Raw genomic sequence first — 25,384 nt, 5'->3', positions numbered from 1 at the left:
CGGCCAGCTAACCGTTATCGACTGATCTCCACGATGAATCTCGATTCGGATCTCAGATGATTGTGGACTCGGCGTTGTCAATGCCACTGGTACAAAGGCTGGCAGCGACGGAGGTGTCGCTGGTGGGCGGCCCAACGGTCTTTTGGGAAGTCGACCTTCTGCCTGATCGATCCAGCGTCGAAGCAAATTCGCATTGAGCCTGTGTTCCAGCGCGACCGCCGCAACCGATACGCCGATTCCCTGACAGGCCGCTACAACCTTGGCCTTGAACTCCTCGCTGTAGCGTTGCCGACGACGACGCTCCGGGAGTGCTTCCGATTCGATAGTGTTCACGTGTCCGCTTATTCGTTAAGTGGACACGATACTCCCAAGCGCTACAGCCAGACTCAAGATGGGTTTGCCGAGCGCTTACGAGCGACCGACGACTCGCGTTAGTACGTGCCGTGAGCTAAGCAGTCGTCCAAGTAAAACTCCTTATTGGGATGCTCATGCGACATTGCGCGCACCCAAGCGCTACATTCTCCATTTATTACGATCTGGTCCCATACGCAGCTGGCATAAGCCGGTGCGACAGGGCCAAAACCAATGCCTGACGAGCTGTCGCTAGAAGCAAGTAACTGGTAACGAACATATGGGTTGGCCCACCAACTGAGCAGTAGCCGTGTTGCGTCTGTTTCCGCATGAATGATCACGAAACCGACCTTCTCGGATCCCCCAAAATCATCGATCTTTTGAGTTAGAGTTCGCAGATATTGGCACGCTGCCTCCAGCTTGTGGCCGTCTATTCCATCTGCACTTAAACTGATCCCGTAGACCTTTACGTCTATTGAATCGAAATTCCAGAGACCATGGAAAGCAAGATGACGCCGCTCGTAGCGACTCCGTCCAACCGGAAAGGCGTGACTTTGCAGGCCTTCTCGCATTTCAATTAAGATCGGAAGCTTCACCATTCTGTCCTTCAGAGCATTAGGACCGCCCGTTTCCCATGCGGAGAAAGTCCAATCAAGCGTTTCTCGGTTCCGCTGAGATTTGGCTGTCATGTCGTTCAGTAGCTATGGTTTCGGTGGTTCCATGTTATCAGCGTGCCGACTTACATCAAGATGCCATTCAAAAGCGAAGGGTAAGGCCATCACATGGAAGCCGTGTTGCCACATGTCCTCCCTGTTTGACCGAGACGGGCTGGAACTTCATCGCTCGGCGCCGCTCAGGGCGGAAGGGCGGAGAAGTGTAGCGCAGACGGTAGCGGTCGCCACTTGGTTTGTCGCATAAGAGCAGCCTCGGGTGGTTTTGTTCCCACGTAACGAGAGTCCGCCGGTTCAGGTGCTCCGGGAGTTGTCGAATGAAACAAAGGCGATGGGGCGCGGAAACGTGTACGGGTATTGTTTCGAGAACTTCGTTTAACTTAATGTACGCCACGTCTTACCGCATCGGGTGAGAGCCGATTGATCGAGGTAGGTTGAGTGGATGAAACGTGGCGGAGTCCCGGCGCGATATTGAGCACCTCGGGCGACGGAAAATCCGAAAACCGTTTGAGAAAGCGGTGCTCCAAGCGCAGGCGCGCTGGTAGTCGATCTACCTGCCTCGGTTGTTCGCAAACATAAAAGCAGACGCGGGATTGGAACAGGCGGTGATAGCACCGATGTCAACCTCTTTGCCATTCATGCGATACGGTCGATCGTCGGTCACGCAGCGACGTCGAAAATCAGCTGGCAGATTGGATCGCTCGTGGGTCTAGAATATTGACACTGAAGTCGCAGTACTTCACGGCAAGTTGCGAGACCTGATTGCATAGTGAATAGGTGTGTTCGCCTCGATGAAGTGCAACGTATTGGATCGGTGGAAGCGCCGGCCGGGTTCTGATAATTTTCAGCGCGCCCGCTGAAATCATGTAGTTCAGGCAGGATTTTGGCAAGTGACTTATACCCATGCCCGAGACTGTTAAGCCGACCTGAGCGACAAGGTTGTTGACCGTCAGCACTTTGGCGAGACTCACACCGTGCTCGGAGAGAAACCGCGCATAGAAAAGTCCTGCTCCGGAAAGATTGCCTTGTAGGAGCAGCGGAAATTGGGCGATCTCGGCAAGGGGAATGGTGCTCTTTCCCGCATACCGAGACGGCGAGCACATCCATGCGTGCTCGGCCTTTCCGACCGGTACGCTGGCAAACCGCTCACTGGAAGACGCCTCAGGCACGATGATCAGATCAACGATATCGGCCGCGAGACGTTCCCTTAGCGTGGTGCCCAGATCCACTTCCGCCTCCACTATAACCTTCGGATACTCGGCTCGGATAGCCGATATCAGATTTGGCAGCCAGGTGAGCGCGGTAAGCTCAGTGACACCGATACGGATGCGCCGCAACAGGACCTCGTTCGCACTCACGCGCTCGACGATCTCGTCGCGCCTCCCCAGCAACTCCTTCGCATACTCGAACAGCTCGCTTCCCTTTTCGGTAATCCGCGCAGTACGTGATGTTCTGTCGAATACCGCGAAGTCAAACGCCGATTCCAGTTCGTGGATGCGCTTGGATATCGCCGACTGGCTCGAATTCAGTTTGCCGGCAGCAGCTTCAAAGGAACCTAGCTGGACGATCCAGTACAGCGCTTCCATTTGCTTGAAAGTGAACATGCCGGTCCGATGTATGCGATCACGAGGTTATGCGAGCATGAGACGCTATCGGCTACGGTAGCATAATTCTCCGCCCCGGCTCGCGCTGTCAAACTTCTGTCGCACCGGTCCTCAAGGCGGCACTTTCTGCGATATCCGCCGTGACGCGAAGGAAAGTGTCGATATCGTCCGGCGAGTTGCAGTGCAACGGCGAGATACGGACGGCGCCCTTTAGCCCAAATGAATCGAGCATCCGTCTGGAATACAAGCTCGTCGAAACCCGTTCGTAGACAATGACGCCACGCCGTTCATATTCTCTTACCGCGGCTACCTCGTCGATGTCGTCGAATGCCACCGCGAGGATCAAGTCGCGCCGGGTAAGGTCTTCATGATCGACGAGCACGCGCACGCGCGGAAGCCTGCGAAGACCACGCAACGTCCTGCCTCCATTGAGTATTCTCGAAAGTAGCGCCCGCTCATGAAGTCCGATGGCCCGCATGCCTGCGACATATCGGGTTCGGCGATCTGACGACAACTCGAACTGGTCGCCGACCCAGCACACGTAATCGACAATCTCACTGACGACCGCGAATTGCGCGGGGGCCGCGCTACCTAGGTCCCAGAAGTCCGCTGGTTTTGCCGCGAGTTTGTGATGCGGAAGCGCGGCCGCACGAGGCGAAAGCCACGAAATGCCCGAGCCCCTGCATCCAAAAAATTTATACGGAGCGAAGCTAATTCCGTCGATAGGGGTCTTCTGCAAGTCGATCACCCCATGGGGAGCGTGCTGCACCGCGTCCACCACTATGTAAAGATCCGGCTTGATGGCGCGCGCTTCCCGCACGATCCGTTCGAGATCAAGCTTGGCACCGGTGATATTAGAAGCGTAGATCACGCTTAGCAGACAGGTATCTGAGTCGATTAGGCGGATGATGTCTTCGGCGTCGACTCCGCCTGTCACTGGGTTGCTCTTCGCCACGCGCAGTTCCTTGCCCAATTTTCCGGCATAGAGACTCATCGAATCGAATGAACATGGGTGTTCCAGCACAGTCGTTACGAGGTTGGTCCCGGGGACGGCGTCCGCTATCGCTCCGACCATCTGAAAGATGGCACCGGAAGCGGTCAGCGACGCGTAAACCGTCCCTTCATGCGCATTTAAGATCAGCCGGGCGTCTTCGACCCCACGCTGCTCAATCGTCTGCAGCCCGCGTGCGATGTCATGCACTCGCTCCGAGTTATCAGGCATCGAGTCGACCTCCGCGAATCGCTCGAGCGCTTGCTTTAGGCGGAACGAACCGCCGGCATTGTCGAAGTAGAGCCGTTCCCGGCCGGTAAAATCCGAATCAACATGGTGAAACTTATCCTTGATGAGGCGCATCAATGCATCATCGAAGAGTTGACCGTCGGCGTTCTCCATTGCTTCTCCCTGGGGGTCGATTATTCGTGAGCCGCTCTCTTGAGCAGTCAGCGCACGATAAGCGCTCGACAGTCGGACGAAAAGCGATTTTTTTGAATGGATTCCAATTGCTTTAATTCGTGTGTAATTAGAGCGTACGAAAGACGCGGCAAACGTATGAACTGCCGATTCGGCACGTCGGGCGCGCATGCTGGTTGCCGCCAACACACATGTAAAAAAGCGATCTCGACATATATAAAAATATCGTTTTTTGACGTTTATGTGACATGGAACAATGCGGTTTCCGGTGGGGAGTCCTCGACGAAAGCCTCTCGAAGCGCTGCCCTAACCGAAAATATATAACCTTGGAGATAGTCAATGAATCGTCTCATTGCTTGCATGGGCGCGGCTGCATTCGTCGTGTCAATGACCGGAGCGCGCGTCGTGTACGCTGACCAACTCGCCGACATCAAGGCGCGTGGCACGCTTGTGTGCGGTATTGTCAGCAACAATCCCCCATTTGGTTTTCAAAGCCCCGATACGCGCGAAATCGTGGGATATGACGTAGATTTTTGCAAAGGCGTAGCGAAGCAGCTTGGTGTTAGACCGGAACTTAAAGCTCTGTCGCTAGAAGCACGCATTCCGGAGCTGACGCAAGGGCGCGTTGACATTCTTACGGCCACGCTTACGTTCAACCCGCAGCGTGCGCAGCAAATCGCTTTCTCGAACATCTACTTCGTCAGCAACGAAGTGATAGCGACGTCGGCTGGAAGCTCAAACCAGAAGGTCAACGATCTGGCTGGAAAACGGATCAGCACCGTCAAGGGCTCAAGTGATATTCCCACGGTGCAGCATGTGCTCCCGACCGCGCAGCTGGTGAGTTACGACGATGCACCGTCTGCATTCATGGCATTGGCCCAGAGGAAGGTCGATGGATACGTGATGTCAGAAAGCATCATGCATCGCTTTATCGAACGGCTTGGCGCCAACGCAAACACGATTGCCATCCTGTCACCGCCGGTCGCACGCGAATACTGGGGTCTGGGAATGAAAAAGGACGAGCCCAAATTGGTTGAAGCCGTCAACCATGCGCTCGACGAAATGGAATCGTCGGGACAGTCGCGGCAGATCTTTGACAAGTGGCTCGGCGCCGCGTCGCCCTACAAGATGAAGCGGGACTTCGCTAACGCACCTATTCCGGGCTGATCCATCAAACGGCGCCTGCCCACGGAGGGAGTAAAGCGTGTTCAATCACCTCGAATTTGGCACAGTGTTCGCTGGAACGTTCACGCATCTGTTGCTGTCCGCAGCGGTCAATACCTTCAAGCTGACAGCAGCAAGCTGGCTGCTTGCCATCGGACTGGGCACAGTACTCGCAGTCTTGCGTGCGTCGGGAATATCCGTGATGACAAAGGGAGTTGCGGCTTTTGTGTCCTACCACCAGAACGTTCCGTTGCTTGCGCAGATTTTTCTCTGGTACTTCGCGATGCCGACGCTTCTGCCCGATGCCGCGCAATCCTGGGCTAACGCGCACGATGGCGAGTTGATCTACGCGTCGATAGCGATCGGCCTGTGTATGTCGGCGTTCTTTTCGGAGGATATTCGCAGCGGACTACGTTCGGTTCACCACGGTCAGTATGAGGCGTCAAGATCACTCGGTCTGGGCTTCTTCGGGACGCTGCGGTTTGTGACATTTCCGCAGGCTGTCAGGAGCGCGCTTCCTTCCTTCGTCAATCACACGGTGATGATGTTCAAGGACACCAGTCTTGCGATGACGATTGGCGCGGCTGAGATGACATATGTGATTCGCCAAATCGAAAACGAGACCTTCAGGACCTTTGAGGCCTACGCGGTCGCAACGGCGTTCTATCTTGCTGCGTCACTCGGTTTGATGGGATTAGGCGCCCTGATCGGAAAACGCATCCAGATGAAAGCGAGATAAACCATGTTCGGGATCGTTCAAGAGTATGGATTGCTTCTTGTCGTCGGGCAATTTCCCAATGGACCGATTGGAGGACTCGCGCTCACGCTGATTCTCTCTGTCATGGGGCTTGCGTTGTCTTTCCCGTTGAGCGTTGTACTCGCGCTGTGCAGAATGTCGCCGATCAAGCTCTTCTACGCGGCTTCGACCGTGCTGGTGTATGTCGTGCGGGGCATTCCGCTGGTGATGTTCATCTTCTGGGGATACTTCCTTGTTCCCATTCTGGTTGGGCACAGCGTAACGGCCTTTACGGCGTTGATCTGTACGTTGGTTGTTTATGAGTCGGCCTATCTGTCGGAAGTGATTCGAGCGGGAGTCGAAGCGCTCCCAAAGGGACAAGTCGAAGCTTCGCGAGCGCTAGGGCTGGGGTACTGGAAGACGCACGTCTGGGTTATCCTGCCGCAAGCGCTGTACAACATGGTTCCCAGCATCATCAGCCAGTTCGTATCGCTCATCAAGGAAACGTCGATTGGCTACGTGATCAGCGTACAGGAGCTGACATTCGAGGCGAACCAGGTCAACAACAGTTTGCTGACAAGCCCGTTTCCGGTGTTTCTGATTCTGGTCGTCGTCTATTTTGTGGTCTGCTTCGTGCTCACGAAGTTTGCAAATTATCTGGAGCGCAATGTCACGCGCAAGCGCTCGCCGAAGGCGGTGCCGCGAAGGAGCATTGAAAGTGATTCGATTCTCGAAGGTTAACAAGTGGTATGGGGAGTACCAGGCACTCGCTGACGTCACCGCGGAAGTTAGCAATGGCGAGGTGGTGGTGGTTTGTGGCCCCTCGGGCTCGGGAAAATCAACTTTGATTCGCACGATCAACCGGCTGGAGGAAATTCAGTCAGGCACCATCTACGTGAATGGTCAGGACATTCATGCTCACGGGATGCGTATCAATGATTTCCGCAGCGGGATCGGCTTTGTGTTTCAGTCGTTCAATCTGTTTCCGCATCTGTCAGTGCTTGAAAACGTGTGCCTCGCACCAGTCAGAATCTCGAAGAAACGAACAGTTGAGGCGAAAGAGCAAGCGATGGTGCTGCTCCATCGCGTAGGTCTTGCAAATAAGGCGTCCGCCTATCCGCATCAATTGTCCGGCGGTCAGCAGCAACGCGTTGCGATTGCCCGGGCGCTTGCGATGAACCCGCCCGTCATGCTCTTTGATGAACCGACGAGCGCGCTCGATCCTGAAATGGTGGGTGAAGTTTTGACTGTCATGCGATCACTGGCCCGTGACGGGATGACCATGGTCTGCGTGACGCACGAAATGGGTTTCGCACGTGAGGTGAGCGACCGTGTGTGGTTTATGGATAAGGGCGTCATCCTCGAAGAAAATTCTCCCGCTGAGTTTTTCAGCGCCCCTCAGCACGCCAGGGCGAAAGCGTTCCTGTCGGATCTAAGGTCACACTAGCCATGATTAACCGATTCCAGATACACGTAGATGACGCGAAACTGGCTTCCTTGAGGACGAAACTCGATCAGGTTCGCTGGCCCGACGAGCTGGAGGACGCTGGCTGGAGCTTCGGTACCGATCTTCAGTTCATGCAGGAACTGCATGGTTACTGGCGGGAGACGTACGACTGGCGAGCGCAGGAGAAGCGGCTGAACGCACTGTCTCACTACCAGTACCGCGGTGATGGGCCAGCCATCCATTTCATCCATCAGCCGGGACAGGGGCCAGCACCACTGCCGCTGATCATGACGCATGGATGGCCGGGCAGCTTCGTTGAGATGCTGAAGATACTGCCGCTGCTGACCGATCCAGGAGCGCATGGTGGTGACCCGGCAGACGCGTTTTCGGTCGTCGTTCCATCGATTCCCGGTTATGGCTTTTCTGAACGGCCGTTGCGGCGCGGAACCAGTGTGTTCGCGGTCGCCGACCTCTGGGCAGAGCTAATGGCGGCTCTCGGTTACGAACGATTCGGCGCTCAGGGTGGCGACTGGGGCTCGTGGATCAGTTCCGCGCTGGGTCTGCGTCATCCGGAGCGCCTGATCGGCATTCACCTGAACTACGTTTCCACCGGATTTCGTCCGGATCTCAGTTTAGGCACGCCGCCGCTGACCGAAGAAGAGACTGCGTATCTGGATCGTGTCGCGAAGTGGCGCGACGCCGAGGGTGCCTATATCGCGATCCAGAGCACAAAGCCACAAACGCTTGCGTATGGGCTGACCGATTCGCCCACCGGGCTTGCAGCGTGGCTAATCGAAAAATTCCAGAGCTGGAGCGATTGTGACGTGAGGCCCGACGAGGTGCTGAGCAAAGACGAATTGCTTACCAATGTCATGGTTTACTGGCTCACGAACACGGTTCATTCGTCGCTTCGCTTCTACAACGAATCACGTGCCGCGCCGCTTCATCTCCAGCCTGGCCAGCGCATACTGCCTCCGTGTGGCATCGTGCGTCTGCCACGCGAATTGCCGATGCCGCCTCGTAGCTGGGTAGAACGTGCGTTCAATCTGACGCACTGGACGACCCTTCCGCGCGGCGGGCATTTCGCGGCGATGGAAGCGCCTGAGCAACTTGCGGAGGACATTCGCACTTTCTTTAGACCGCTGCGAAAGTGAAAACGACCTCCGATAGGCGTCTGAACTGATTTCGCGATTATCCTGCTCAATCGTAACTCGTATCCAATGACAGATGACAAGCTCCGCTTCCTGAGCGCCACGGAAGCCCAACAACTGATCGCCAGAAAGGAATTGTCCGCGTGCGAGTACGTGGCGGCCTCACTGGATGCGATCGGCGCGGAGAATGACACGCTGCACGCCTTTCTAGAGGTCTACCGTGACGACGCGCTCGCCGCCGCTCGTGAAGCGGACAAGAGCATGGCGCGCGGAGAAGTTATCGGGCCGCTTCACGGTTTGCCATTTGCGGTCAAGGATCTGATCGACGTCGAGGGCAAGCGGACCACCGCGCAGTCCGCCGTCTTGCGCCACCACGTTGCGAAGCGGGACGCTGACGTGACCCGTCAACTGCGGGCTGCCGGCGCTATCCTGATCGGGAAATTGACCTTGGAGGAATTCGGCATTGGTTCGCCGTCGGACAGGTTACCGTGGCCACCTGCACGAAATCCGTGGGACATCGAACGTACGCCCGGGGGCTCGTCGAGCGGCTGCGGCGTCGCACTGGCCGCGTGTCAGGTGCCGCTGACGATCGGCACCGACACTGCGGGCTCCGTCAGGAATCCCGCCGCGATGTGCGGCGTGACCGGTCTTAAACCGACTTACGATCTGCTTAGTCGCGAAGGCGTATTTCCGCTCGCGCCATCGCTGGACCATGTCGGCTTGATGACGCGCAGCGCTGAAGACTGTGCACTTGTGCTCCGCACTCTAAGGCGTGGCGCAAACTGGTCAGTGCTTGGACAAGCGGCGGAAAACGTGCCACTACGCGGTCTCCGGGTCGGCCTGCTCGCACATTTCCATAGCCGCGATATCGTTGCGAGCGAAGAGACACGTTCCGCGATAGCTTTAGCAGCGCGAGAGTTCGCGCAACTGGGTGCTGTGGTGGAGACTGTCGAAGCTGGCGATCTCGAGTCGTTTCGACAGTGTGGCTCGACACTTCTGCGCTTTGAGGCGTACGCGGTCCATCGTAACTTTCTTGCACAGGCACCTGAGCGCTACGGTGCCCGCTGCCGCGATGTGCTTCTAAAAGGTGCATCGGTGCCAGCGCAGGAATACATGGAAGCGAAGACGCAACAACGTATTCTCACGGACCAGATCGATCGGGTGCTCGAAACGTCGGACGTTCTGATCGCGGGAGTCTCCGCGCATCCGGCCGCGTTGCTTGCTGACGAAGAGGCCATCAACCGGTCGACCAACCAGATGCGTGTGCCGTTCAATGTTACTGGTCACCCGGCGCTGTCGTTCTGTATCGGCTTTTCGTCCTCAAGCGGCCTGCCTATCGGTGCGCAATTGATCGGACGACGCTTTGAAGAAGAAAGACTGCTGACCATTGCCGCAGTATATCAACGTGTGACCGCATGGCATTTGCAGCGTCCGTTCATGCCCTTTACCTGCCGTCATGGAACTGTTCACCGCGACGTGTGGCCCGAGTATGGGCAGTCTCGACGTGATGTTACGCTACAGGAGCAGTCGATGATGGATCTACCGTCTACTCCGTCGCTGCGAAATCAGGGCGTGGCATGACAGGAGACGTTCGTTCGCAGATCAAGGATGATATCCTGCGCCTTGCAAAAGACAGGAACGGTTGCAGCGCGCGCATCGAAGCGGTGCTGGATGTTGCCGATACGCACGACGCAGCCTTCACCCGTATCTATGCGGAAGCGGCAAGAGCCCACGCGGCTACAATCGACGCACGCTGCGCGCGTAGCGTCGAAAGACCGACTGCGCTCGCGGGAATACCCGTTACGATCAAGGACAACATGGATGTGGCGGGCGAGCCTACTACGGCGGGCTCGCCCGCCCTCGCTGAGACGGCGTCTCCCGCCCCTATCGATGCCGATGTGGTGAAGCGTCTGCGCGCGGCAGGCGCGATCATTCTGGGCAAAACCGCGATGTCGGAACTCGCATTGTCGTCCATCGGCCTCATTGAGGCAACGAGCCAGCTTCCTAATCCGCTCGATCCTGAGCGCGTGCCCGGCGGTTCCTCATGCGGTGCGGCGGTGTCCGTCGCTGTCGGCGCAGCCTCTGCGGCACTGGGCACCGATACCGGGGGGTCGGTGCAAATTCCTGCCGCACTATGCGGGCTTGTCGGCTTCAAGCCAACGGCGTCGCATATATCGCGCGATGGCGTTGTGCCGCTCTCGCCGCATCTCGACTCGGTAGGCGTAATCGCACATTCCGTTCGATGTTGTCGCATTGTCTACGAAGCGCTTGCACAGAATCCTGCAACGAGTGTTCCACGCCCGGTGCCGCGCTCGATTAAAGGGCTTCGGTTCGCGGTGCCTCAAAACTATGTGCTGAATGACCTCGAACGCGGAGTGGCGGCCGCCTTTGAGCGAACACTTAGTGTTTTGTCGAAACACGGTGCCCTGCTGCAGGATATCGCCTTACCTGCGCTCGACCGCGTTCCCGACGTCTATCAAGGAGGTGGCTTCTCGATGGCCGAGATATACGCGTGGCTAAGGTCCCGCGGGTCGCTAACGCGTTCGCTGATTTCATCGCGCGCGTACTCGCGAATTGAGCAAGGTGGTGTGCTTTTAGCCGCTGATATGCTCGACAGGCTCTCGCTGCGCGCTTCGCTTGTGGAGAGCGCTGCTCAGCAGACAAGCCGCTGGGACGCACTGTTGATGCCGACATGCCCAATACTGCCACCATTCATTAAAGCTGTTGCCGATGACGACGGCTATAACCGATACAGCATGCTTCTTATGCGAAACACACGCGTCGCAAACGTACTCGATCGTTGTGCTGTGACCCTTCCTGTCGACGATCGTGATGGCCTATCTGTTGGAATGACGTTGATGGGACTTCGCGAAAAGGATGATGCGCTGCTCGGAATCGCAGAAGCCGTCGAGAGGCTGCTTCCCCGACGAATTGCCTGAGAGCGACCACCATGAAAGTTGTCGTACTCGATACTGCAACGCTTCCAGTTCCACTCACGTGCCTCGCGTGGACGACAGGCTGGAAGCAATATCCAGCGACTAGTCCTGACAAAATCGTCGACGCGACAGGCGACATGGCGATCGCGGTTGCGAACAAGGTGCAGCTCCGGCGGGCTGATCTGATGCGCATGCCTCAGTTGCAATTCATCTGCGTCGGCGCTACTGGCTACGATTGCGTCGATGTCGCCGCGTGTCACGACTAGGGGAACACGGTGTCGAACGTGCCGGGATGGGATCCTCCACTCCAAACATCACGATAACCTGGTCGATGAGACCATTGGACGATAGAACAATGCACGCGACCCATGCTGGGGCTCAAGAATTTTCGCTGTGACTGAATCCTTCTTGTCGGCATTGAGCTTATGCACACGCCCGCGAAAGGACAGATGACGTATGCGTCGCGAACGCATCCATCAGCCACCGATCACTGCTATGACCTAGCAAGGTGTGGGTTCCCGTTTGCCCATCGGAGATACTCTCGGTAGGTGCGTTGTCATAATTTTGCGACACGATATCTTAAGTATCGTTAGGATGACGAACTAAAATAAGTTAGGATCCGCTTCGCCGCACAACTAATAAACACACAAGGAGATATAGATGAAAAGAACCGCACTGTCGACTCTCTCGCTAGCATTGCTCGGCACCGCATGCGCAGCACAGGCGCAAAACACGGTGACGCTGTATGGCGTGATCGACAACTCGATCCAGTACGTTCACAACGCGAACCAGGCTAACGACAACCTTTGGCAACTTGCAGGGGGCAATCTGCAAGGTCCACGTTGGGGCATGAAGGGGAAGGAAGATCTGGGCGGCGGACTGAAGGCTATCTTCCAGCTGGAGAGCGGATTCGATCCCAACTCTGGCAGGATGAACCAAGGCGGTCGGCTGTTCGGCCGCCAGGCGTATGTCGGCCTGGCGCACGATCAGTTTGGTACGGTCACGCTGGGTCGGCAGTACGACCCCGTCGTCGACATGGTCCAGGGGCTAACAGCTGACGGTTACTGGGGCAGCACGTTTACCACCCCGGGCGACGTCGATAACAATGACAACAGCTCCCGTACGAACAATGCAGTCAAGTACGTCTCGCCGGTGTTCAGCGGGGTCCAGCTTGAAGGCATGTATGCTCTGGGTGGCGTCGCAGGTTCGATCGGTGCAGGGCAGACGTGGTCGGGCGCAGCAGCGTACGGCTTCGGGCCGTTTAACGCTGCAGCGGGCTACATCCGCATGGACAACGGTAACACCGCAGCAGGCCGCGGCGTGTCGGCAACGAACCCGACGGCGAGCTGGGGTTCGGGCGCAACGTCAGACGGCACGTTCGACTCGCAGATCAACGGCGCATACGCTTCCGCGAAGTCGATCAGCATCGCTTCGGCTGCCGGGCAGTATGTCACCGGCTCGTTCACTTTCAACATCCGCTACAGCTTCGCTCAGTACAAGCCGGACGGACTATCGGCGTTCACGCAAGAAGAGAAATATCAGGTTGTAGGCGGCTGCGTCGGATATCAGGTCACGCCGGCGATGTTGCTGGGTCTGGGCTATACCTACACGCACGGTTCGGGAGACACGTCGGCTAGCTACAACCAGGTTTCGCTGGGCGGCGACTACTCGCTTTCGAAGCGCATTGACGTGTACCTGGTTGGCGCATACCAGCACGCGAACGGTACGCAGCGTGTCAACGCAGCCACGACGCAAGTCGCGGGCGCGTCAGTCGGGTCGTACGGCAACAACGCAGGCTCGGCGTCGCAGGCGATCGTCAGCGTTGGTATGCGTCAGAAGTTCTAAGTGAACGAATGACAGGACATTCGAGGACTTCAAATAGATACGGTACCAACTTTGCTTCGCTCACGAAAAGCGGCGGGTACTCACCACGGTGCTCCCGCACCATGCGCACGGCGCGCTTGCGGGACTCAGGTGAAAACTTGTTCGACTTGTTCTTGGCTCCACTTTCTCAGAGGTTGGAGCCTCCTCAAAATCCGGGGCGGTTCACGATTACGCGGTTGATAGGGTCACAGTCAACCGTACTTTTCCCTGCGTGCGGTCCCGGTGATGATCGGACACAAAGCACTGGAGTGCGCTGTCCCGGGAGACGTAATTGTCGTTGATGCCGGCGGCGACCTGAGCAACGCGATTATAGGCGAACTGATGGCGGCGTACGCAGCAAAGAAGGCGTCGCTGGCATCGTCATCAACGGCTGCTCGACCTTGTGCAATCCCGGCCGCAACAGTTTGCGACGATTGGATCGGTGGCCGACCGGGGACCCGTTGGAGACGCCGAAGGATTAGCGATCTCGCGATGTCGCCACCGGCATACGAAGCAGCTCTAACCCCTTTGGGCGAGGATTCAACCCGACACTGGGAAGCTCCTCTGCGCCTTGCCTATCGGAGATGGAGTCCGCACGCTGTATGTTAAAACGCCAACCCGGCCGGTGCGCTAGCTGACCTATTGGTGCCGGTCTTCGCCGTCTTCAGTATCACTGGTGCAGGTTCCGTCTGAGTTGGTCGCCACCACCGGGCGTAATGCTCGTTGCTTTTCTCGGCTGAGCTGACGATGAGGTGCACGGGAATCGAGGAATCCGCTCTGTCAACGATGTCCGCAGCCACTGCCGCCCACTGAGAATCGATTTAACCGTTTCCCGAAACACTAACTTTTTATAAAAGAAGAGCTCTTCGTAGGCATCCCATGAGTCAAGAGAAACTTCACGTTGTCTTTCTCGATAGAGAGACTATTTCGCCTCAAACAGTGCTGAGGCCATTTCAGTTCGAACATACAATCGAGGTGTTCGAACGAACATCTCCCCAAGAGATTGCGAGCCGAATTACCCATGCAGATATCGTAATCACAAATAAGGCAAAGCTCGGCGCCGAGGCCATCGCCGGGGCCAAGAGGTTGCGAATGGTAGCAGTGGCGGCAACGGGCACGGATGTAGTTGACCTGGCAGCCTGTTCCGCACGAAATGTTGTGGTAACTAACATTAGGGACTACGCAGCGAATACTGTTTCTGAGCATACGATTGCCTTGATATTCGCATTGCGGCGAAGCCTCGTCGCGTACTCCAACGCAGTCGCGAGGGGGAGGTGGCAGGATTCCCGCCAGTTTTGCTTCTTTGACTACCCCATCCAGGATTTGAAGGGTTCCACCATCGGCATCATTGGGGATGGAGTGCTGGGGCGCGCGGTCGGAGCCTTGGCGGCCGCGTTGGGGCTTAACGTACTTTTCGCTGCCCACAAGGGCCGAAGCGACATGGGGCCGCTATACACGCAATTCGAAGACGTCCTGCGAGACAGCGATGTAATCACGTTGCATTGTCCGCTCACCCCGGCGACTCGCAATATGATCGCTGCACCAGAATTCGACCTCATGCAAAGAAAGCCGCTAATCATTAACACTGCGCGTGGGGGGCTGGTCGATGAGCGTGCACTCGTGCAGGCGCTGCGAGAGGGAAGAATCTCCGGGGCGGGATTCGACGTAACAGTTCAAGAGCCCCCCCCAGAGGACCATCCTTTCATGGAGCTCCGTAATACTCCGAACTTTATCCTTACGCCACACGTTGCATGGGCGAGCAATGAAGCCGTGCAGTCGTTGACGGACCAACTCGTCGACAATATCGAAGCATTCGTGCGCGGCCGGGCTCGAAACGTGGTCGCGTAGTATTCCCGTTGAATCTTGCAGTGAGGGCTGATGGACAAACTTTTGTCGCGGGCCCTGCCACTGCCCGACGTTAGGAACCCGCGTAACGCTCGCGCAGCGGCCGCCGTGCGGTTGACATGTTGTCCCTCAGTTTTCGTCCTTCTGGACATTCTCCGCATCGTCCATGTCGAAAACGGTTGCCGCGAACACACTCGCCGAGTAGTTTTCGGCGCTTGCACATTGGCACCCCAATTTCAGGCGCGGTGCGGTGGCGCCTTATTTGGTCCGACTTCGCTTGTCTGTTCTGTAAGCGCGGCACGAGCCTTGCAATTACCCACTTCTTTTTAGGGCGAGCTCATAGCCGGCGGAATAGGCATACCTGGGGTACCAGCTTTGGCGCGCACATACAAGAATTTGGGACCGACGGCAAATGTCTCGATACATACGCCTCGCTCAGAGCTGCTCCCGACGCGATGATAAAACCGATGCTGTCTTCTGCGAGTTTCTCACGAAGAACCGAACTAAGCTCCACTTCAGCTTCAACGATGACCTTTGGATACTCTCGATTGACTGCCGCTATCAGCTTGGGGAGCCACGTTAGCGCGGTCAGTTCGAGCCGGCAGGAACGACGTTTCCATAATGGCGGGCGAAGTCCAACACGGTATCGCCCGCACGAGGCTCGTTGCGATCAAGGTCGGCGATCATCGCGCGCGGGTTGTCGAGCACGATTAGTTGCGGCACGCCTCCGTAGAACGTTAGTGCATCGTGCGATGCCGCCAGTTTTCCATCGTCTCGGCAGGCGTCGCGTGGCCTTCCTTACCCTTTGGCAAACGCGCTCGACCGGCGAAGTCCCGTCCTCCGACTTGCTCTCAAAAGTACCAGCCAGGTTGCGTCTTTCGATTTCATGATTGGCCTTATGTCTTTGAGATCATTGGCATCATCTATCAGGCCATTTTGGCATAGCATCCTGAAAACGTTCGTAGGGACATGCCATGACATCAGCCGAACTGATTCGACGTAATCGCGCAGTGCTTGATCGCTTCCTTGCGGCATGGGCGACGCGCGATCCCGACGCTGTGCTGGACTCTGTGCATCAGGATTTCGTCTACTCCGCCTCGGTTGGTCCGAAGCCAGGGTCCACGTGGCGCACGCGAGGGGAGATCCGTGAAGGTCCAAAAGCCATCTTTACGTACGACGATGGTTTTGAGACGGAGATAAGTGACATCCAGATTCATGGAGAGGAGGGCTTTCAAACCTGGACGTATCGGTTCAAGCATGAAGACGGCTTTCAACATACGTCGTATGGAGGTGATCTGCTGCGACTCGAGGATGGGAAACTGATCGAGAAGAATGCTTCCGTAAGGTTCTAACTCCCAACCTGAACGATGCGCAAAAATGAAGGGCAGGTTTCGAATTCGAAATGAGGTGATCGATTGATGACTGCTGCCAAACACATCTATCGCAGTGGATTTCCCATCGGGCAATCCGGCGCGTCGTCACCTATTTGCTGAGGATATGCCGAACGTGACGTATCGGTCATCCACGGATGGTCTATCTCCAGAGCACTACGTACGAGTTCCTCCGATGGCTTCCATATTCTGCGGGAGCAAGCTCAGACCCATATCGCCATCGGTCGCCGAATGAATATTCGTGCCTCTGCCGCTTACGGCATAGATGGAAAGTCCGGCCGGCAATCGTATGTCATACGCTCGTTACCCGTTGACGCTGGTAACGGCAAAGTCAGTGCATTTCCTGAACATCTGCTACTCCAACATGGAGCAACACTATCGATCGGAAGAGTCCTGTGTGTGCGAAATCTTTCCGGAGGGTACTGATGCCCCGGCGAGACATATCTCCGATGGGAATCGGGTGGTGTTCTTTAACGATCGTGGGAACGGTTCGAGTCAGCAGCGTTACACCTTTCGGCACACTCATGTGCGGCCTTCAGTTCGGCGGCCTTGAGCAATTGTGGAAAGGGCTCTGCGGACTGCAGCCAAGCCGGTGCGCGAATGCAATCAGGCGCTGCGCCAGACGCACGTCGTCCAAAATGCGCCTCGCAGAGTCGATGCTTACCCAGTCATCCGTGCCATTCTCGTAGACCAATCTCGGGTGCCGCTGTAATGCAATGGGCCAAAGCTCACATCGACCCATCCGGCTTACAAGCAAAAACAAACACCGTCACTTGGAGAACTTGTGGGTAATCCTGAGATCAGGGGGGAATTGCGCAGAGTTGCCGATGGACTGACTTAATACAAGTTGTCCGATTCTCAATCAATCAAATACCACCGGAACTAAATTTGTCATCTTTAAATAATTTAAGGGTGTTGACCCAGCTGATGTTGGGCTTCTCTGCTGTGATCGCTCTGCTGATGGGCCTAGGGGCGTTGAGCCTTGGCGAGGTGAGCGCTGAAAACGATCATGTGGCGCGGCTACGTGACAACTGGTTACCGGCCGTACGAAGCAGCCTGCAGATGCAGGCCAGTCTCCGCGCGATTCGCATCGCCGAATCTCGGACTGCCTCGTCCCTGGACTCAGATCAAGCCAAGGAAGCGGAAATTCGGATCGAGGCGGCACTTGTGAACTACCGGAACGCAGATGCCGAATACCAGAAGCTCATCACCGAGCCGGAGGAAAAAACCGCCTACACAGACATTCAGAGGCTCATGCTGCAGTACCTAGACCTCGATCAGCAGGTCCGGGCGCTAGCTAGGGCGAGCCAGCAGGCGGACGCGATGGAACTCATCAGAGGGCAGTCGGCCAATATTAGCGACGCCATCGAGAAAGATATCAACACGATCGTCGACGTGAACGTCGCAGGGTCAGCCCGGGAAGGTAAGGCCGCGGACCAGGCGCATTCGCATGCTGTCGCCTTGGTGGTGGGAGTGATCGTCATCGGAACGGCAATTGCACTGGCGTTAGCACTAGTCATTGCGCGCAGGTTGGCACGCCAGCTTGGGGGGGAGCCACGCGATGCGGCGGCGCTCGCTAGCAACATCGCGGACGGCAACCTGTGCACAGTTGTCCTGTTGAAAGCGGGCGATCACACCAGCCTGATGTTTTCACTGGATACCATGAAGGAGCAACTGACCAGGATCGTGCGAGGCATCCAGACCTCTAGCGAGTCGATCTTGGTTGCTGCTGGGGAAATCGCCCAAGGCAATACTGATCTGTCCCAGCGCACTGAGGAGCAGGCGGCGTCACTCGAGGAGACCGCCTCAAGCATGGACGAGCTGACCGGCAGGGTCCGTCATAACGCGGATAACGCAAGGCAGGCGACCATGCTGGCCTGCACGGCCTCGGACATCGCACGGCGGGGCGGCGACGTGATCGGGCGTGTCGTCGACACAATGCAAGAGATCTCCCGCAGTTCAGCCAAAATCTCCGAGATCATCAGCGTCATCGAGGGTATCGCGTTCCAGACCAACATCCTAGCGCTCAACGCAGCGGTCGAGGCGGCCCGCGCGGGCGAACTGGGCCGCGGCTTCGCCGTCGTGGCTGGCGAGGTCCGCACCCTTGCCCAACGCAGCGCCACTGCAGCCAAGGAAATCAAGGACTTGATCGACGAGTCGGCGAGCCGGGTGGGCGCCGGCTCAAAGCTCGTCGAGGAAGCGGGCAGCACGATCAAGGAGATCGTCAACTCGGTGAAGCGAGTGTCCGATATTGTGGGGGAAATCTCGCTGGCTTCGGACGAACAGAGCACCGGTATTGAGCAGGTCAACCACGCGGTCAATCAGATGGACCAAGTGACCCAGCAGAACGCCGCGCTGGTGGAAGAAGCCGCAGCCGCTACACAGTCGATGGCCCAGCAGGCCCTGGAACTGCGTGAGGCCGTGGCCATCTTCAGGATTGAAGATACGGGGCCATCCGCTTCCCGGCTAGTCGCCCCGCGGAACGAGTCGCGTCAGCCCCCACCGACAGGTCGAACACCCCCAGGTGCGAGGTCGACAAAGACAAAGACCACGCCAGCCATGACCTCGGAGAGGGGCGCTGCTGCCGCGACAGACACCGGTGCTGAGCGCTGGGAGACTTTCTAAGTGAGTCTTAAAAACGGACTATGCTAATGAGGATTTCGGAAAGATGACCGGGCTGGTGTAGTGCTAACTAAGGCATCGTTCGGCGATCGGGGGCATACCGGCGTTCTCCCTACGCACCGTGCTTCAGCGTGAAATGCGGGCCGCAGAGCCACCTTCTTGACATCCGACTCTGTAGCGCAGTTCTCGATAACGTCTTCCACTCCGACTGCTTCAAGATATTCAATGACCGTACGCAGCTTCACCGCTGCGGACTCGAGATATTCGTAATCGGCGGGGGATCCCCGATCGACCACTCCTTTTCACGAATCAATCAGAAAGACGTCCGGCAGGTCGAATGCATCGCCGCATCAACAATTGTCGCAATTTGGCGTGTGATACTGGCCGATTTCCGCAACCTTCAAAAAGTGAAAATCTAGAATGTTCAGCCACGTTACTGTCGGAACAAACAATCTTGACAAGGCCACGGGATTCTACGACGCAGTTCTGATCCCACTGGGTCTATGCAGACGCGAGATAACGCCTGACGGGGGCCCATCTGCCGCTTGCTGGGTAATGCCTAATCGCCCCTTGCCTCGGTTTTATGTTTACTTTCCCTTTGACGGTAAGCGGGCGAACGTGGGCAATGGCAGCATGGTGGCGTTTTCCGCACCTTCTCCCGACGCCGTGAATGCAGCATTTGCCGCCGGGCTCCAAGCAGGCGGACTCGCCGAAGGTATGCCGGGACCTCGCCCTCACTATGGCGATGATTACTATGGTGCGTACATTCGAGATACCGATGGCAACAAGATCCATATCGTCCATCGTGGAGATTTGCAATTACCAGAGAGGCGGCCGTCATCCTGTGCCAGCATATCGTCCAGCGCCGCGTCAACTGACCTCTGACGTCCCCACTTGGCTTGCCCTGCCCGTGACGCATTATGCGCTCCTGCTGTTGGCGTTCACAAATGCCGGGAGCGGACGAAAAGTGGGGGAGTGTTCGTTCAACGTCGAACCGCCTCGGGCGATCTGAAGTGCGGATACCGGTCTCGAAAGCAGCTTTCCAATCTTCCATCAAGCAGCTCGGCGCGGGTCTGTAGCAGATAGTGAGCTCCCTTCATGGACCAACGCATTTGTTGCCGCTTTGAAAGACGACGATTGATCAAGTGATTCATGACGGACTCTGCTGACGCCGACGACACCCGGCGTCCTTCCATTCTGGCGTGCTGATAGTCGACAAGATCCTTTCTGTTGTGCTCGAGGAACGTGAGCAGACGGACGGTTGCGCGATACGCTGTACCTGAAGCGAGCTGATAGAAGAAAGTCAGTTCTTCCGCAGCGATTGCCAAAGAGGTGGCCAGTGTGCGGAGCATCTCGATTGCCGTGTCGGCCCGACCGCGCCAAAGTGCGTCGCGCACCCTGGCGAGAAGGCGCTCTGATCGCAGCATGATCTCAGGTCGCCTGGAGAAATAGTTGTGCGCGCAAATGGAAGATCGAATGGCTTGCATCTTCATGCTGATGTGAAACCAGTCAAGAATCCTGGGCGATACGCGAGGAGCTATGGAAGTCACCAGTGAACGCATTCCTCGAGCACCATCCGAGATCACGTCGATCAAGGTCGTTGGGACCCAACCGCATTGATCGAGCGCGCCGGCCACAAGAACCCGGGCCAAGCTCGGACGCTGCAAGGCAGACACAAATCTTCGGGCCATCTGGCCATCGCGCTCGACCCTGCCGGCGATGACTTCAAACTTTCGAACTTCCTGGAACTGGTTGGCGCTTAACACCGTTCCATCGATCGCGATCCGCAGGTGGCTGGCGCGGTTGCGTTTTCGTCCGCCAGCGAGCCATCCAATCCGGAACTGTTCGTTCTCGACGTACTCTCCGCATTGAACTGTCTCCTTGCGGACTGTAGTGTGTGATAGCCTTGGCAGTCCCGCCAGATCGGCGACGGAACGTGCGGCCTCACGGTATGAAACGGAGACACCGTGTTTCGCGCAAACGTATGCTAACTCCGGGGTGCGCCGCGTCGGCAGAAGAGGTTCAATGGGACACTCTGAAAACCGCAGGCTGATAGAGTCGCCGTTGTCATCGTACGGCTCAGGCGTGCACAAGCAGGATACGACTCGCGGCACTTTAACCTGCACTCTGCCAAGTGCCGTCGAAAAGGTGCGGGGACGCCAATCTTTGATGCGCCGATATCGGCCGCATTCTCGACAGTTCCGACGAAGCTTATCGTAGGCATTAATCTGGTCTTGCGTCACGAGTTGTTGTAGCGTAGCCAGTAGTTGACGAGCTTCGGCGAGGGACAACCCGAAATCCGCTGGGGTAGCACCATTCACTGGGCGCTTAACCTAACAAACCGGGACCGGCTGGTCCGTTGCCTGTCGTTGCAGAAGGATTTTCCAGTGCAATTGCATGGCTGTCTCCCCGGTAGGTCAACTGCTGCAGTTTAGACCAGAGTTGGCTCCCCCAGATTTCGTCCACTCCCAGCAAATCTGAACTCCAACACCAGCCGCACGACAAGGTAAAAACACATGCAGATTACGATCAACCTGGCCGGTGCGCCGGCCGAACAGAAAGCCCGCTTTCAAGGCGAGACATTCAAACAAATTATTGCGGCGATTCGCGTCGCCGTAGGCGACGCATCGGCCACGGTCGAAGTGCATGGCGCAATGCCCTACGTTTCCTACACCGCTGTGGTCCAAAACATTTCAGACCTCGAACGCGGCATTGCCGACGTCGAGCGCGCGAAATAAGCCACGGAAAAGTAGTCGGCGCACGTCGCGCCCCCCGCATCGGCCGGTAGCCGGATGGACGAGGCGATGAACGGTCTCTCCCATCGGCTTGACAAAATCGTCGCGCAGGCGGAAAAAAACGGGAAGGCGCAGGGACGCCAGCAAGCCGTGATGATCGCGTTGACGGCAGTACCCGCCGTTGCGACCGTGGCCTATACGGCAACGACAATCTACGCGACGCGGGCAACTGTCAGCGCGCAGCGAGCATCAAACGGTTCACAGGTGCGGGTCGAGTACGTTCGCGGTTCCGGTGCCGTGCCAGAGAGCGCAGTGGTGCATGGGAACGGACGAGAAGGGTAGCGCTGCTGTTTGCAGGACGGGGCGGCCGGTGATGATTTTCAAGTGCAAAGACTGACTCGGAAAAGGAGAAAAGTATGGACGCGTTGTATGCCGCGGATGCGGATCTCAAAGAAGCTGTGCCCGCCGCTGTGCTACGCCATCGGGCGGCGGGCGCGCTGACTTGGGCGCTGATACATCAAATCGAGTCAGAAGTCCTCACTGAGGTAGCGTCTTCAGGAAAACATAGTGTTCGGATGCTCGGCATGCTGGAGGCGTCTCCCGCGATGGGCTATCCAAAAGACGACCGACCAGTCTCGTTCGAAGGTCATGACGTTGTTCCTTCTGTATTCGGCGCTATTTACGCCGAGTGGAATCGCGTCAACTGACAACGGAAAACGGGATATAGACTTATGAGCGAAGCTAACTCCGAGTCATCGTTGGTCTCGGCGTGTTGCGAGGGCCCTGCAGCGGCAGGCACAGAGCCACGGACTTTCAAGTATGTCGCGGAGGGAACGACGGTTGCCACGGGGTGCATCAAGACCAAAGAAGGCGATCTGTCCGAGTACAACGTATCAGTAGACGTCATCGTGAACTCGCTATGAGCGTGCGCTGCTAAGGTAACGGGAAAGCCTGTGGCGCGAGATGCGCCCCGCAAATCGGCCGACATCCGTTTAACGAAGAGGAAGGTATGGTTCGGGGTTTAGCTATCGCGTTGGCTCTCGGCTTGATGAGCAGCCTCTCGTTTGCTACAGATGGAAAGGGCAACCTCGCGAGCGGTTGTGCTGGAACTGAGACGTTTGTGTTCGTCCCTACTGGAACGGATCGCCAGAAGTACCTGGCCGACTATGTGAAAACGCACAAAGGGCCGACCGACGCCGAGCTGAAACAGTGCAATTTGACGCGGGACCAGTGGCGCGCTCAAGTGTTGAAATCGAACTGACACCAGACGAATCGGAAAGCGCGATGGCTATCACACTCGAACTATCGACTGACGATGTAGGCGCAGGGGTGGGAGTAGTTGCGACCTACAACGAAGCGTCGGGCGTCTTCGAGGCATTCGTGAGCGACGAACAGTGGCCAATGCTCCAGAAAGAATTGGATGCTGCTGGCGTGCCCTACAAATTCGCCATCGCCGGCAGCGACCGGCTGTCCGCCCGCAACGGCGCGAACTGGTAGGAAAAAGGAAAGGACGGGGATGACTCGCGACGAAATTAATGTGGCCGTATGGGCGGTTGTTGGGTCTTGGACCATCACGATTGAAACCGTACCTAAACGGCAACTCATTCTGGGAGATGCGCTGGTGGCGCAGCTACTGAGCGGCGCGATTTGCCCAGCGGAGGTCGGTGGCATGATCGGCCACGCACGAGACGCTCGTTGGACATCGAACAAGGACGGGTCGCTCGCGTATCTGTTGAAATAGACCGGAAAACGACATGGATCAGCCCACCCTAGTTGATGCGGTCGATTTGGCGATGTGCAAGCTAAGGGCCATTCCTAGCCCGAGTTCTACGTCGCCGATGACCGCGCCGTTGGCAAATGCACTCTCCGATCTTTCGGTTGGGCTGTCGTATGCAGAGAGCGGAGGTTCCGCCTCTGCGATTGATCGCGCGAAGAAGCAAGCACTGGCTAGCCTAACGATGCTGGTCCTAACTGCCGACAAGACGGCGTACGCCAAGCTCGATGAACTGAAGACCTCGCTCGCGGAAAGCCGGAGCCCGGCGCAAGGGAACGGGCCACTAGCGCGGGGACCAAAACGTCATTGAGCGAATCGCCGACTGAAACAGAGAAACGTCTTCGAATGCGGATGAAATTGCCCGTGAAGTTTCCCGCGAACAACGCCCCTAAGCTTCCCGCGAATGGTCGCTCAGAAATTGTGTGTGGTCGTACCGAAAGAAGTAGCAGCGCCTCCATTTGGGCGAGCCACCACGAAGAATTTCCAATAACAGCTGGCAACCGATGCAACTATACGAACTTTTGAGAAGCTGGGAACCCGGGTTTACGTCGAAAGGCGCCAAGGTACACCTTGCCAGATTCAATGGCCGTGAGCGGCCTTTGGACGTCTTCATCGCAGGAAATTTCGATCGTTGGCAGGCGTGGCAAAGCCGAAGGAATTTCTCGCGGCGGTTCGTGGTGTCGCTGATCGATGCGGGCGGAGGCAGATGGCTGTACGCCGGCCTCTTTGAAGCCAAGGGTGCGACGGCCGTTGAAAAACCGAAGCCCCACTTCATTTACGACCTGCAGCGGATCGCGAGCGCCAATGAATACACAGGCCGACTCTACGTGAGAAGTGCATATAAAGAGCGTGCAAGTTATGTCCGTGGCGAGACGCTCGACGACGATCTTGAAATCGCGGAGCTGCTGCCCGAGCGAGTTAGCTATGGGCGTTTTCCTGGCTTCAAGAGGGTCAATCTGCGGAAGGCGCAGCTCGATATCATCGTTTTACAGAATATCGAGTCTTGGCGGACGGCGCTGTCGAACGTCAAGGGCATCTACCTTATCACCGATACAAGCAACGGCAAATTGTATGTAGGTAAGGCGGATGGCGAGCAAGGAATTTGGCAACGCTGGTCGAGCTATGTCGCAAACGGCCACGGCAACAACGTTGCCCTCGCGAAGGAACTCGGTTTGGCCGGTCCCGAGCGCCGCAACGACTTCAACTTCTCGCTGCTCGAGATAGCTGATATACAGTCGACGAGCGAAGAGATCGCGCGCCGGGAGAATCACTGGAAGGAAGTGCTCGCGTCGCGGGAGCACGGATACAACCGTAATTGGGGCGAAAGACATACCAACCTGTCGAGGCCCAGAGTGAAATGCGTTCGGCGCGAGGTGCGCCCCGTGGTCGGCCGGAAGTCCGGAATAAAGCGAAGGTGTTCGATGAACAAGCATGGACTGATTGAAGCGGTGGCGGAGAAAACCGGCGATAGCAAGGCCGAAACTGGGGCGGTGATCGACGCCTTTATTGAAACGGTTACCCGTGCGGTTAGCGATGGCCAGACCATCCAGCTAATCGGCTTCGGGAGCTTCTCAACTGGCAATCGCGCGGCCCGTAAGGGCCGGAACCCATCGACTGGCGAGGAGATGTCCATTACTGCGGCAAAGACGGTAAAGTTCACCGTCGGCAAGGCGTGGCGCATTC

26 protein-coding genes and 3 pseudogenes are annotated in these 25,384 nt (G+C 57.0%); 22 read left to right on the top strand and 7 right to left on the bottom strand.

From position 1 onward, the window contains the following. The 4 genes from tnpA to BCA01S_RS28885 form a co-directional block, all read right to left on the bottom strand. On the bottom strand, nucleotides 1-333 hold a 333-nt coding region (tnpA, locus tag BCA01S_RS37455), incomplete at its 3' end, for an IS66-like element accessory protein TnpA (protein ID WP_244146119.1). Between the two features lie 98 nt (nucleotides 334-431). Further along, on the bottom strand, nucleotides 432-950 hold the full coding sequence (locus BCA01S_RS28895; RefSeq protein WP_156955095.1) for a hypothetical protein: 519 nt from the start codon (nucleotides 948-950) through the stop codon (nucleotides 432-434). A 752-nt stretch (nucleotides 951-1,702) separates the two neighbouring features. Beyond that, nucleotides 1,703-2,626: a LysR family transcriptional regulator gene (locus tag BCA01S_RS28890; protein ID WP_027779893.1), complete on the bottom strand. Its 924-nt coding sequence runs from the start codon at nucleotides 2,624-2,626 to the stop codon at nucleotides 1,703-1,705. 88 nt (nucleotides 2,627-2,714) lie between these two features. Continuing rightward, the gene (locus tag BCA01S_RS28885) at nucleotides 2,715-4,019 is read right to left on the bottom strand and encodes an aminotransferase class V-fold PLP-dependent enzyme (protein WP_027779892.1); all 1,305 of its coding nucleotides are present in this window, start codon (nucleotides 4,017-4,019) and stop codon (nucleotides 2,715-2,717) included. A 357-nt stretch (nucleotides 4,020-4,376) separates the two neighbouring features. Between BCA01S_RS28885 and BCA01S_RS28880 the strand changes: the two genes are divergently transcribed. The 11 genes and pseudogenes from BCA01S_RS28880 (at nucleotide 4,377) to BCA01S_RS28835 (ending at nucleotide 15,182) form a co-directional block, all read left to right on the top strand. After that, the gene (locus BCA01S_RS28880) at nucleotides 4,377-5,204 is read left to right on the top strand and encodes an ABC transporter substrate-binding protein (protein WP_027779891.1); all 828 of its coding nucleotides are present in this window, start codon (nucleotides 4,377-4,379) and stop codon (nucleotides 5,202-5,204) included. A gap of 37 nt (nucleotides 5,205-5,241) precedes the next feature. Next, complete coding sequence (locus BCA01S_RS28875; RefSeq protein WP_027779890.1) at nucleotides 5,242-5,940, top strand: amino acid ABC transporter permease; 699 nt, start codon at nucleotides 5,242-5,244, stop codon at nucleotides 5,938-5,940. Nucleotides 5,941-5,943: 3 nt separating this feature from the next. After that, nucleotides 5,944-6,678, top strand: coding sequence for an amino acid ABC transporter permease (locus tag BCA01S_RS28870; RefSeq protein ID WP_027779889.1), 735 nt, complete (start codon nucleotides 5,944-5,946; stop codon nucleotides 6,676-6,678). Next, nucleotides 6,656-7,384: an amino acid ABC transporter ATP-binding protein gene (locus BCA01S_RS28865; protein WP_027779888.1), complete on the top strand. Its 729-nt coding sequence runs from the start codon at nucleotides 6,656-6,658 to the stop codon at nucleotides 7,382-7,384. Before BCA01S_RS28870 ends, BCA01S_RS28865 begins: the two co-directional genes overlap by 23 nt. Nucleotides 7,385-7,386: 2 nt before the next feature. Continuing rightward, entirely contained in the window at nucleotides 7,387-8,538 is a 1,152-nt protein-coding gene (locus BCA01S_RS28860; RefSeq protein ID WP_027779887.1) for an epoxide hydrolase family protein, read from the top strand. Nucleotides 8,539-8,604: 66 nt separating this feature from the next. Continuing rightward, complete coding sequence (locus tag BCA01S_RS35445) at nucleotides 8,605-10,116, top strand: amidase (protein WP_052369515.1); 1,512 nt, start codon at nucleotides 8,605-8,607, stop codon at nucleotides 10,114-10,116. After that, nucleotides 10,113-11,474, top strand: a complete 1,362-nt coding sequence (locus BCA01S_RS35440) for an amidase family protein (RefSeq protein ID WP_052369513.1) — start codon at nucleotides 10,113-10,115, stop codon at nucleotides 11,472-11,474. The genes BCA01S_RS35445 and BCA01S_RS35440 overlap by 4 nt, the downstream gene beginning before the upstream one ends. Before the next feature lie 11 nt (nucleotides 11,475-11,485). Further along, entirely contained in the window at nucleotides 11,486-11,737 is a 252-nt protein-coding gene (locus tag BCA01S_RS28845) for a Rossmann-fold NAD(P)-binding domain-containing protein (RefSeq protein ID WP_027779886.1), read from the top strand. Nucleotides 11,738-12,131: 394 nt separating this feature from the next. Further along, the gene (locus BCA01S_RS28840) at nucleotides 12,132-13,316 is read left to right on the top strand and encodes a porin (RefSeq protein WP_027779885.1); all 1,185 of its coding nucleotides are present in this window, start codon (nucleotides 12,132-12,134) and stop codon (nucleotides 13,314-13,316) included. 273 nt (nucleotides 13,317-13,589) lie between these two features. Then, a pseudogene (locus BCA01S_RS39225) lies at nucleotides 13,590-13,726 on the top strand (RraA family protein); the annotation flags it as partial. A 487-nt stretch (nucleotides 13,727-14,213) separates the two neighbouring features. Further along, complete coding sequence (locus BCA01S_RS28835; protein ID WP_027779884.1) at nucleotides 14,214-15,182, top strand: D-2-hydroxyacid dehydrogenase; 969 nt, start codon at nucleotides 14,214-14,216, stop codon at nucleotides 15,180-15,182. Nucleotides 15,183-15,516: 334 nt separating this feature from the next. On the opposite strand, the gene BCA01S_RS37445 is transcribed toward BCA01S_RS28835, so the two are convergent. Then, nucleotides 15,517-15,741, bottom strand: a complete 225-nt coding sequence (locus BCA01S_RS37445) for a hypothetical protein (RefSeq protein WP_244146120.1) — start codon at nucleotides 15,739-15,741, stop codon at nucleotides 15,517-15,519. Further along, nucleotides 15,728-15,967, bottom strand: a pseudogene (locus tag BCA01S_RS39220) (IS21 family transposase); the annotation flags it as partial. The gene BCA01S_RS37445 and the pseudogene BCA01S_RS39220, both read right to left, overlap by 14 nt. Before the next feature lie 186 nt (nucleotides 15,968-16,153). Here BCA01S_RS39220 and BCA01S_RS28825 point away from each other — a divergent pair. The 3 genes from BCA01S_RS28825 to BCA01S_RS37440 all read left to right on the top strand — a co-directional run bounded on the left by BCA01S_RS28825 (nucleotide 16,154) and on the right by BCA01S_RS37440 (nucleotide 20,077). Continuing rightward, complete coding sequence (locus BCA01S_RS28825) at nucleotides 16,154-16,531, top strand: nuclear transport factor 2 family protein (protein ID WP_042319726.1); 378 nt, start codon at nucleotides 16,154-16,156, stop codon at nucleotides 16,529-16,531. A 927-nt stretch (nucleotides 16,532-17,458) separates the two neighbouring features. Then, nucleotides 17,459-19,195 carry a methyl-accepting chemotaxis protein gene (locus BCA01S_RS39475; protein WP_027779882.1) on the top strand — a complete coding sequence of 579 codons (1,737 nt, stop codon included), beginning with the start codon at nucleotides 17,459-17,461 and terminating at the stop codon, nucleotides 19,193-19,195. A gap of 417 nt (nucleotides 19,196-19,612) precedes the next feature. Further along, nucleotides 19,613-20,077: a VOC family protein gene (locus BCA01S_RS37440; protein WP_084166978.1), complete on the top strand. Its 465-nt coding sequence runs from the start codon at nucleotides 19,613-19,615 to the stop codon at nucleotides 20,075-20,077. A gap of 98 nt (nucleotides 20,078-20,175) precedes the next feature. Here BCA01S_RS37440 and BCA01S_RS37435 read toward each other — a convergent pair whose 3' ends face one another. Continuing rightward, nucleotides 20,176-21,513: an ISKra4 family transposase gene (locus tag BCA01S_RS37435; RefSeq protein WP_156955094.1), complete on the bottom strand. Its 1,338-nt coding sequence runs from the start codon at nucleotides 21,511-21,513 to the stop codon at nucleotides 20,176-20,178. 195 nt (nucleotides 21,514-21,708) lie between these two features. Here BCA01S_RS37435 and BCA01S_RS28805 point away from each other — a divergent pair, with 195 nt between their 5' ends. The 8 genes and pseudogenes from BCA01S_RS28805 to BCA01S_RS39200 all read left to right on the top strand — a co-directional run. Next, nucleotides 21,709-21,930, top strand: a complete 222-nt coding sequence (locus BCA01S_RS28805) for a hypothetical protein (RefSeq protein ID WP_027779879.1) — start codon at nucleotides 21,709-21,711, stop codon at nucleotides 21,928-21,930. A gap of 54 nt (nucleotides 21,931-21,984) precedes the next feature. Then, nucleotides 21,985-22,269: a hypothetical protein gene (locus BCA01S_RS28800; RefSeq protein ID WP_027779878.1), complete on the top strand. Its 285-nt coding sequence runs from the start codon at nucleotides 21,985-21,987 to the stop codon at nucleotides 22,267-22,269. A gap of 74 nt (nucleotides 22,270-22,343) precedes the next feature. Further along, nucleotides 22,344-22,634, top strand: a complete 291-nt coding sequence (locus BCA01S_RS28795; protein WP_027779877.1) for a DUF2471 family protein — start codon at nucleotides 22,344-22,346, stop codon at nucleotides 22,632-22,634. Between the two features lie 577 nt (nucleotides 22,635-23,211). After that, nucleotides 23,212-23,424, top strand: a complete 213-nt coding sequence (locus BCA01S_RS35430) for a hypothetical protein (RefSeq protein WP_042319722.1) — start codon at nucleotides 23,212-23,214, stop codon at nucleotides 23,422-23,424. 19 nt (nucleotides 23,425-23,443) lie between these two features. Further along, a complete protein-coding gene (locus tag BCA01S_RS28780; RefSeq protein ID WP_027779875.1) occupies nucleotides 23,444-23,668 on the top strand; it encodes a hypothetical protein in 225 nt (74 codons plus the stop codon). 13 nt (nucleotides 23,669-23,681) lie between these two features. Then, a complete protein-coding gene (locus tag BCA01S_RS28775; protein WP_027779874.1) occupies nucleotides 23,682-24,011 on the top strand; it encodes a hypothetical protein in 330 nt (109 codons plus the stop codon). A 193-nt stretch (nucleotides 24,012-24,204) separates the two neighbouring features. After that, a pseudogene (locus BCA01S_RS39205) lies at nucleotides 24,205-24,948 on the top strand (GIY-YIG nuclease family protein); the annotation flags it as partial. A 174-nt stretch (nucleotides 24,949-25,122) separates the two neighbouring features. Then, nucleotides 25,123-25,384: HU family DNA-binding protein (locus BCA01S_RS39200; RefSeq protein ID WP_156955096.1), on the top strand; the 262-nt coding region annotated here is incomplete at its 3' end.

Origin of the sequence: Paraburkholderia caledonica NBRC 102488 (genome assembly GCF_000685095.1) — a bacterium.
GTDB classification, from domain to species: domain Bacteria; phylum Pseudomonadota; class Gammaproteobacteria; order Burkholderiales; family Burkholderiaceae; genus Paraburkholderia; species Paraburkholderia caledonica.
This window is presented reverse-complemented; position numbering and strand designations above follow the sequence as displayed.

Excerpts from the sequence above, each read along its gene's own strand:
- BCA01S_RS28895 (WP_156955095.1), bottom strand. The coding sequence starts at position 950 with ATGGTGAAGCTTCCGATCTTAATTGAAATGCGAGAAGGCCTGCAAAGT.
- BCA01S_RS28890 (WP_027779893.1), bottom strand. The coding sequence starts at position 2,626 with ATGTTCACTTTCAAGCAAATGGAAGCGCTGTACTGGATCGTCCAGCTA.
- BCA01S_RS28885 (WP_027779892.1), bottom strand. The coding sequence starts at position 4,019 with ATGGAGAACGCCGACGGTCAACTCTTCGATGATGCATTGATGCGCCTC.
- BCA01S_RS28880 (WP_027779891.1), top strand. The coding sequence starts at position 4,377 with ATGAATCGTCTCATTGCTTGCATGGGCGCGGCTGCATTCGTCGTGTCA.
- BCA01S_RS28870 (WP_027779889.1), top strand. The coding sequence starts at position 5,944 with ATGTTCGGGATCGTTCAAGAGTATGGATTGCTTCTTGTCGTCGGGCAA.
- BCA01S_RS28860 (WP_027779887.1), top strand. The coding sequence starts at position 7,387 with ATGATTAACCGATTCCAGATACACGTAGATGACGCGAAACTGGCTTCC.
- BCA01S_RS35445 (WP_052369515.1), top strand. The coding sequence starts at position 8,605 with ATGACAGATGACAAGCTCCGCTTCCTGAGCGCCACGGAAGCCCAACAA.
- BCA01S_RS35440 (WP_052369513.1), top strand. The coding sequence starts at position 10,113 with ATGACAGGAGACGTTCGTTCGCAGATCAAGGATGATATCCTGCGCCTT.
- BCA01S_RS28845 (WP_027779886.1), top strand. The coding sequence starts at position 11,486 with ATGAAAGTTGTCGTACTCGATACTGCAACGCTTCCAGTTCCACTCACG.
- BCA01S_RS28840 (WP_027779885.1), top strand. The coding sequence starts at position 12,132 with ATGAAAAGAACCGCACTGTCGACTCTCTCGCTAGCATTGCTCGGCACC.
- BCA01S_RS28835 (WP_027779884.1), top strand. The coding sequence starts at position 14,214 with ATGAGTCAAGAGAAACTTCACGTTGTCTTTCTCGATAGAGAGACTATT.
- BCA01S_RS28825 (WP_042319726.1), top strand. The coding sequence starts at position 16,154 with ATGACATCAGCCGAACTGATTCGACGTAATCGCGCAGTGCTTGATCGC.
- BCA01S_RS37440 (WP_084166978.1), top strand. The coding sequence starts at position 19,613 with ATGTTCAGCCACGTTACTGTCGGAACAAACAATCTTGACAAGGCCACG.
- BCA01S_RS28805 (WP_027779879.1), top strand. The coding sequence starts at position 21,709 with ATGCAGATTACGATCAACCTGGCCGGTGCGCCGGCCGAACAGAAAGCC.
- BCA01S_RS28800 (WP_027779878.1), top strand. The coding sequence starts at position 21,985 with ATGGACGAGGCGATGAACGGTCTCTCCCATCGGCTTGACAAAATCGTC.
- BCA01S_RS28795 (WP_027779877.1), top strand. The coding sequence starts at position 22,344 with ATGGACGCGTTGTATGCCGCGGATGCGGATCTCAAAGAAGCTGTGCCC.
- BCA01S_RS35430 (WP_042319722.1), top strand. The coding sequence starts at position 23,212 with ATGGCTATCACACTCGAACTATCGACTGACGATGTAGGCGCAGGGGTG.
- BCA01S_RS28780 (WP_027779875.1), top strand. The coding sequence starts at position 23,444 with ATGACTCGCGACGAAATTAATGTGGCCGTATGGGCGGTTGTTGGGTCT.
- BCA01S_RS28775 (WP_027779874.1), top strand. The coding sequence starts at position 23,682 with ATGGATCAGCCCACCCTAGTTGATGCGGTCGATTTGGCGATGTGCAAG.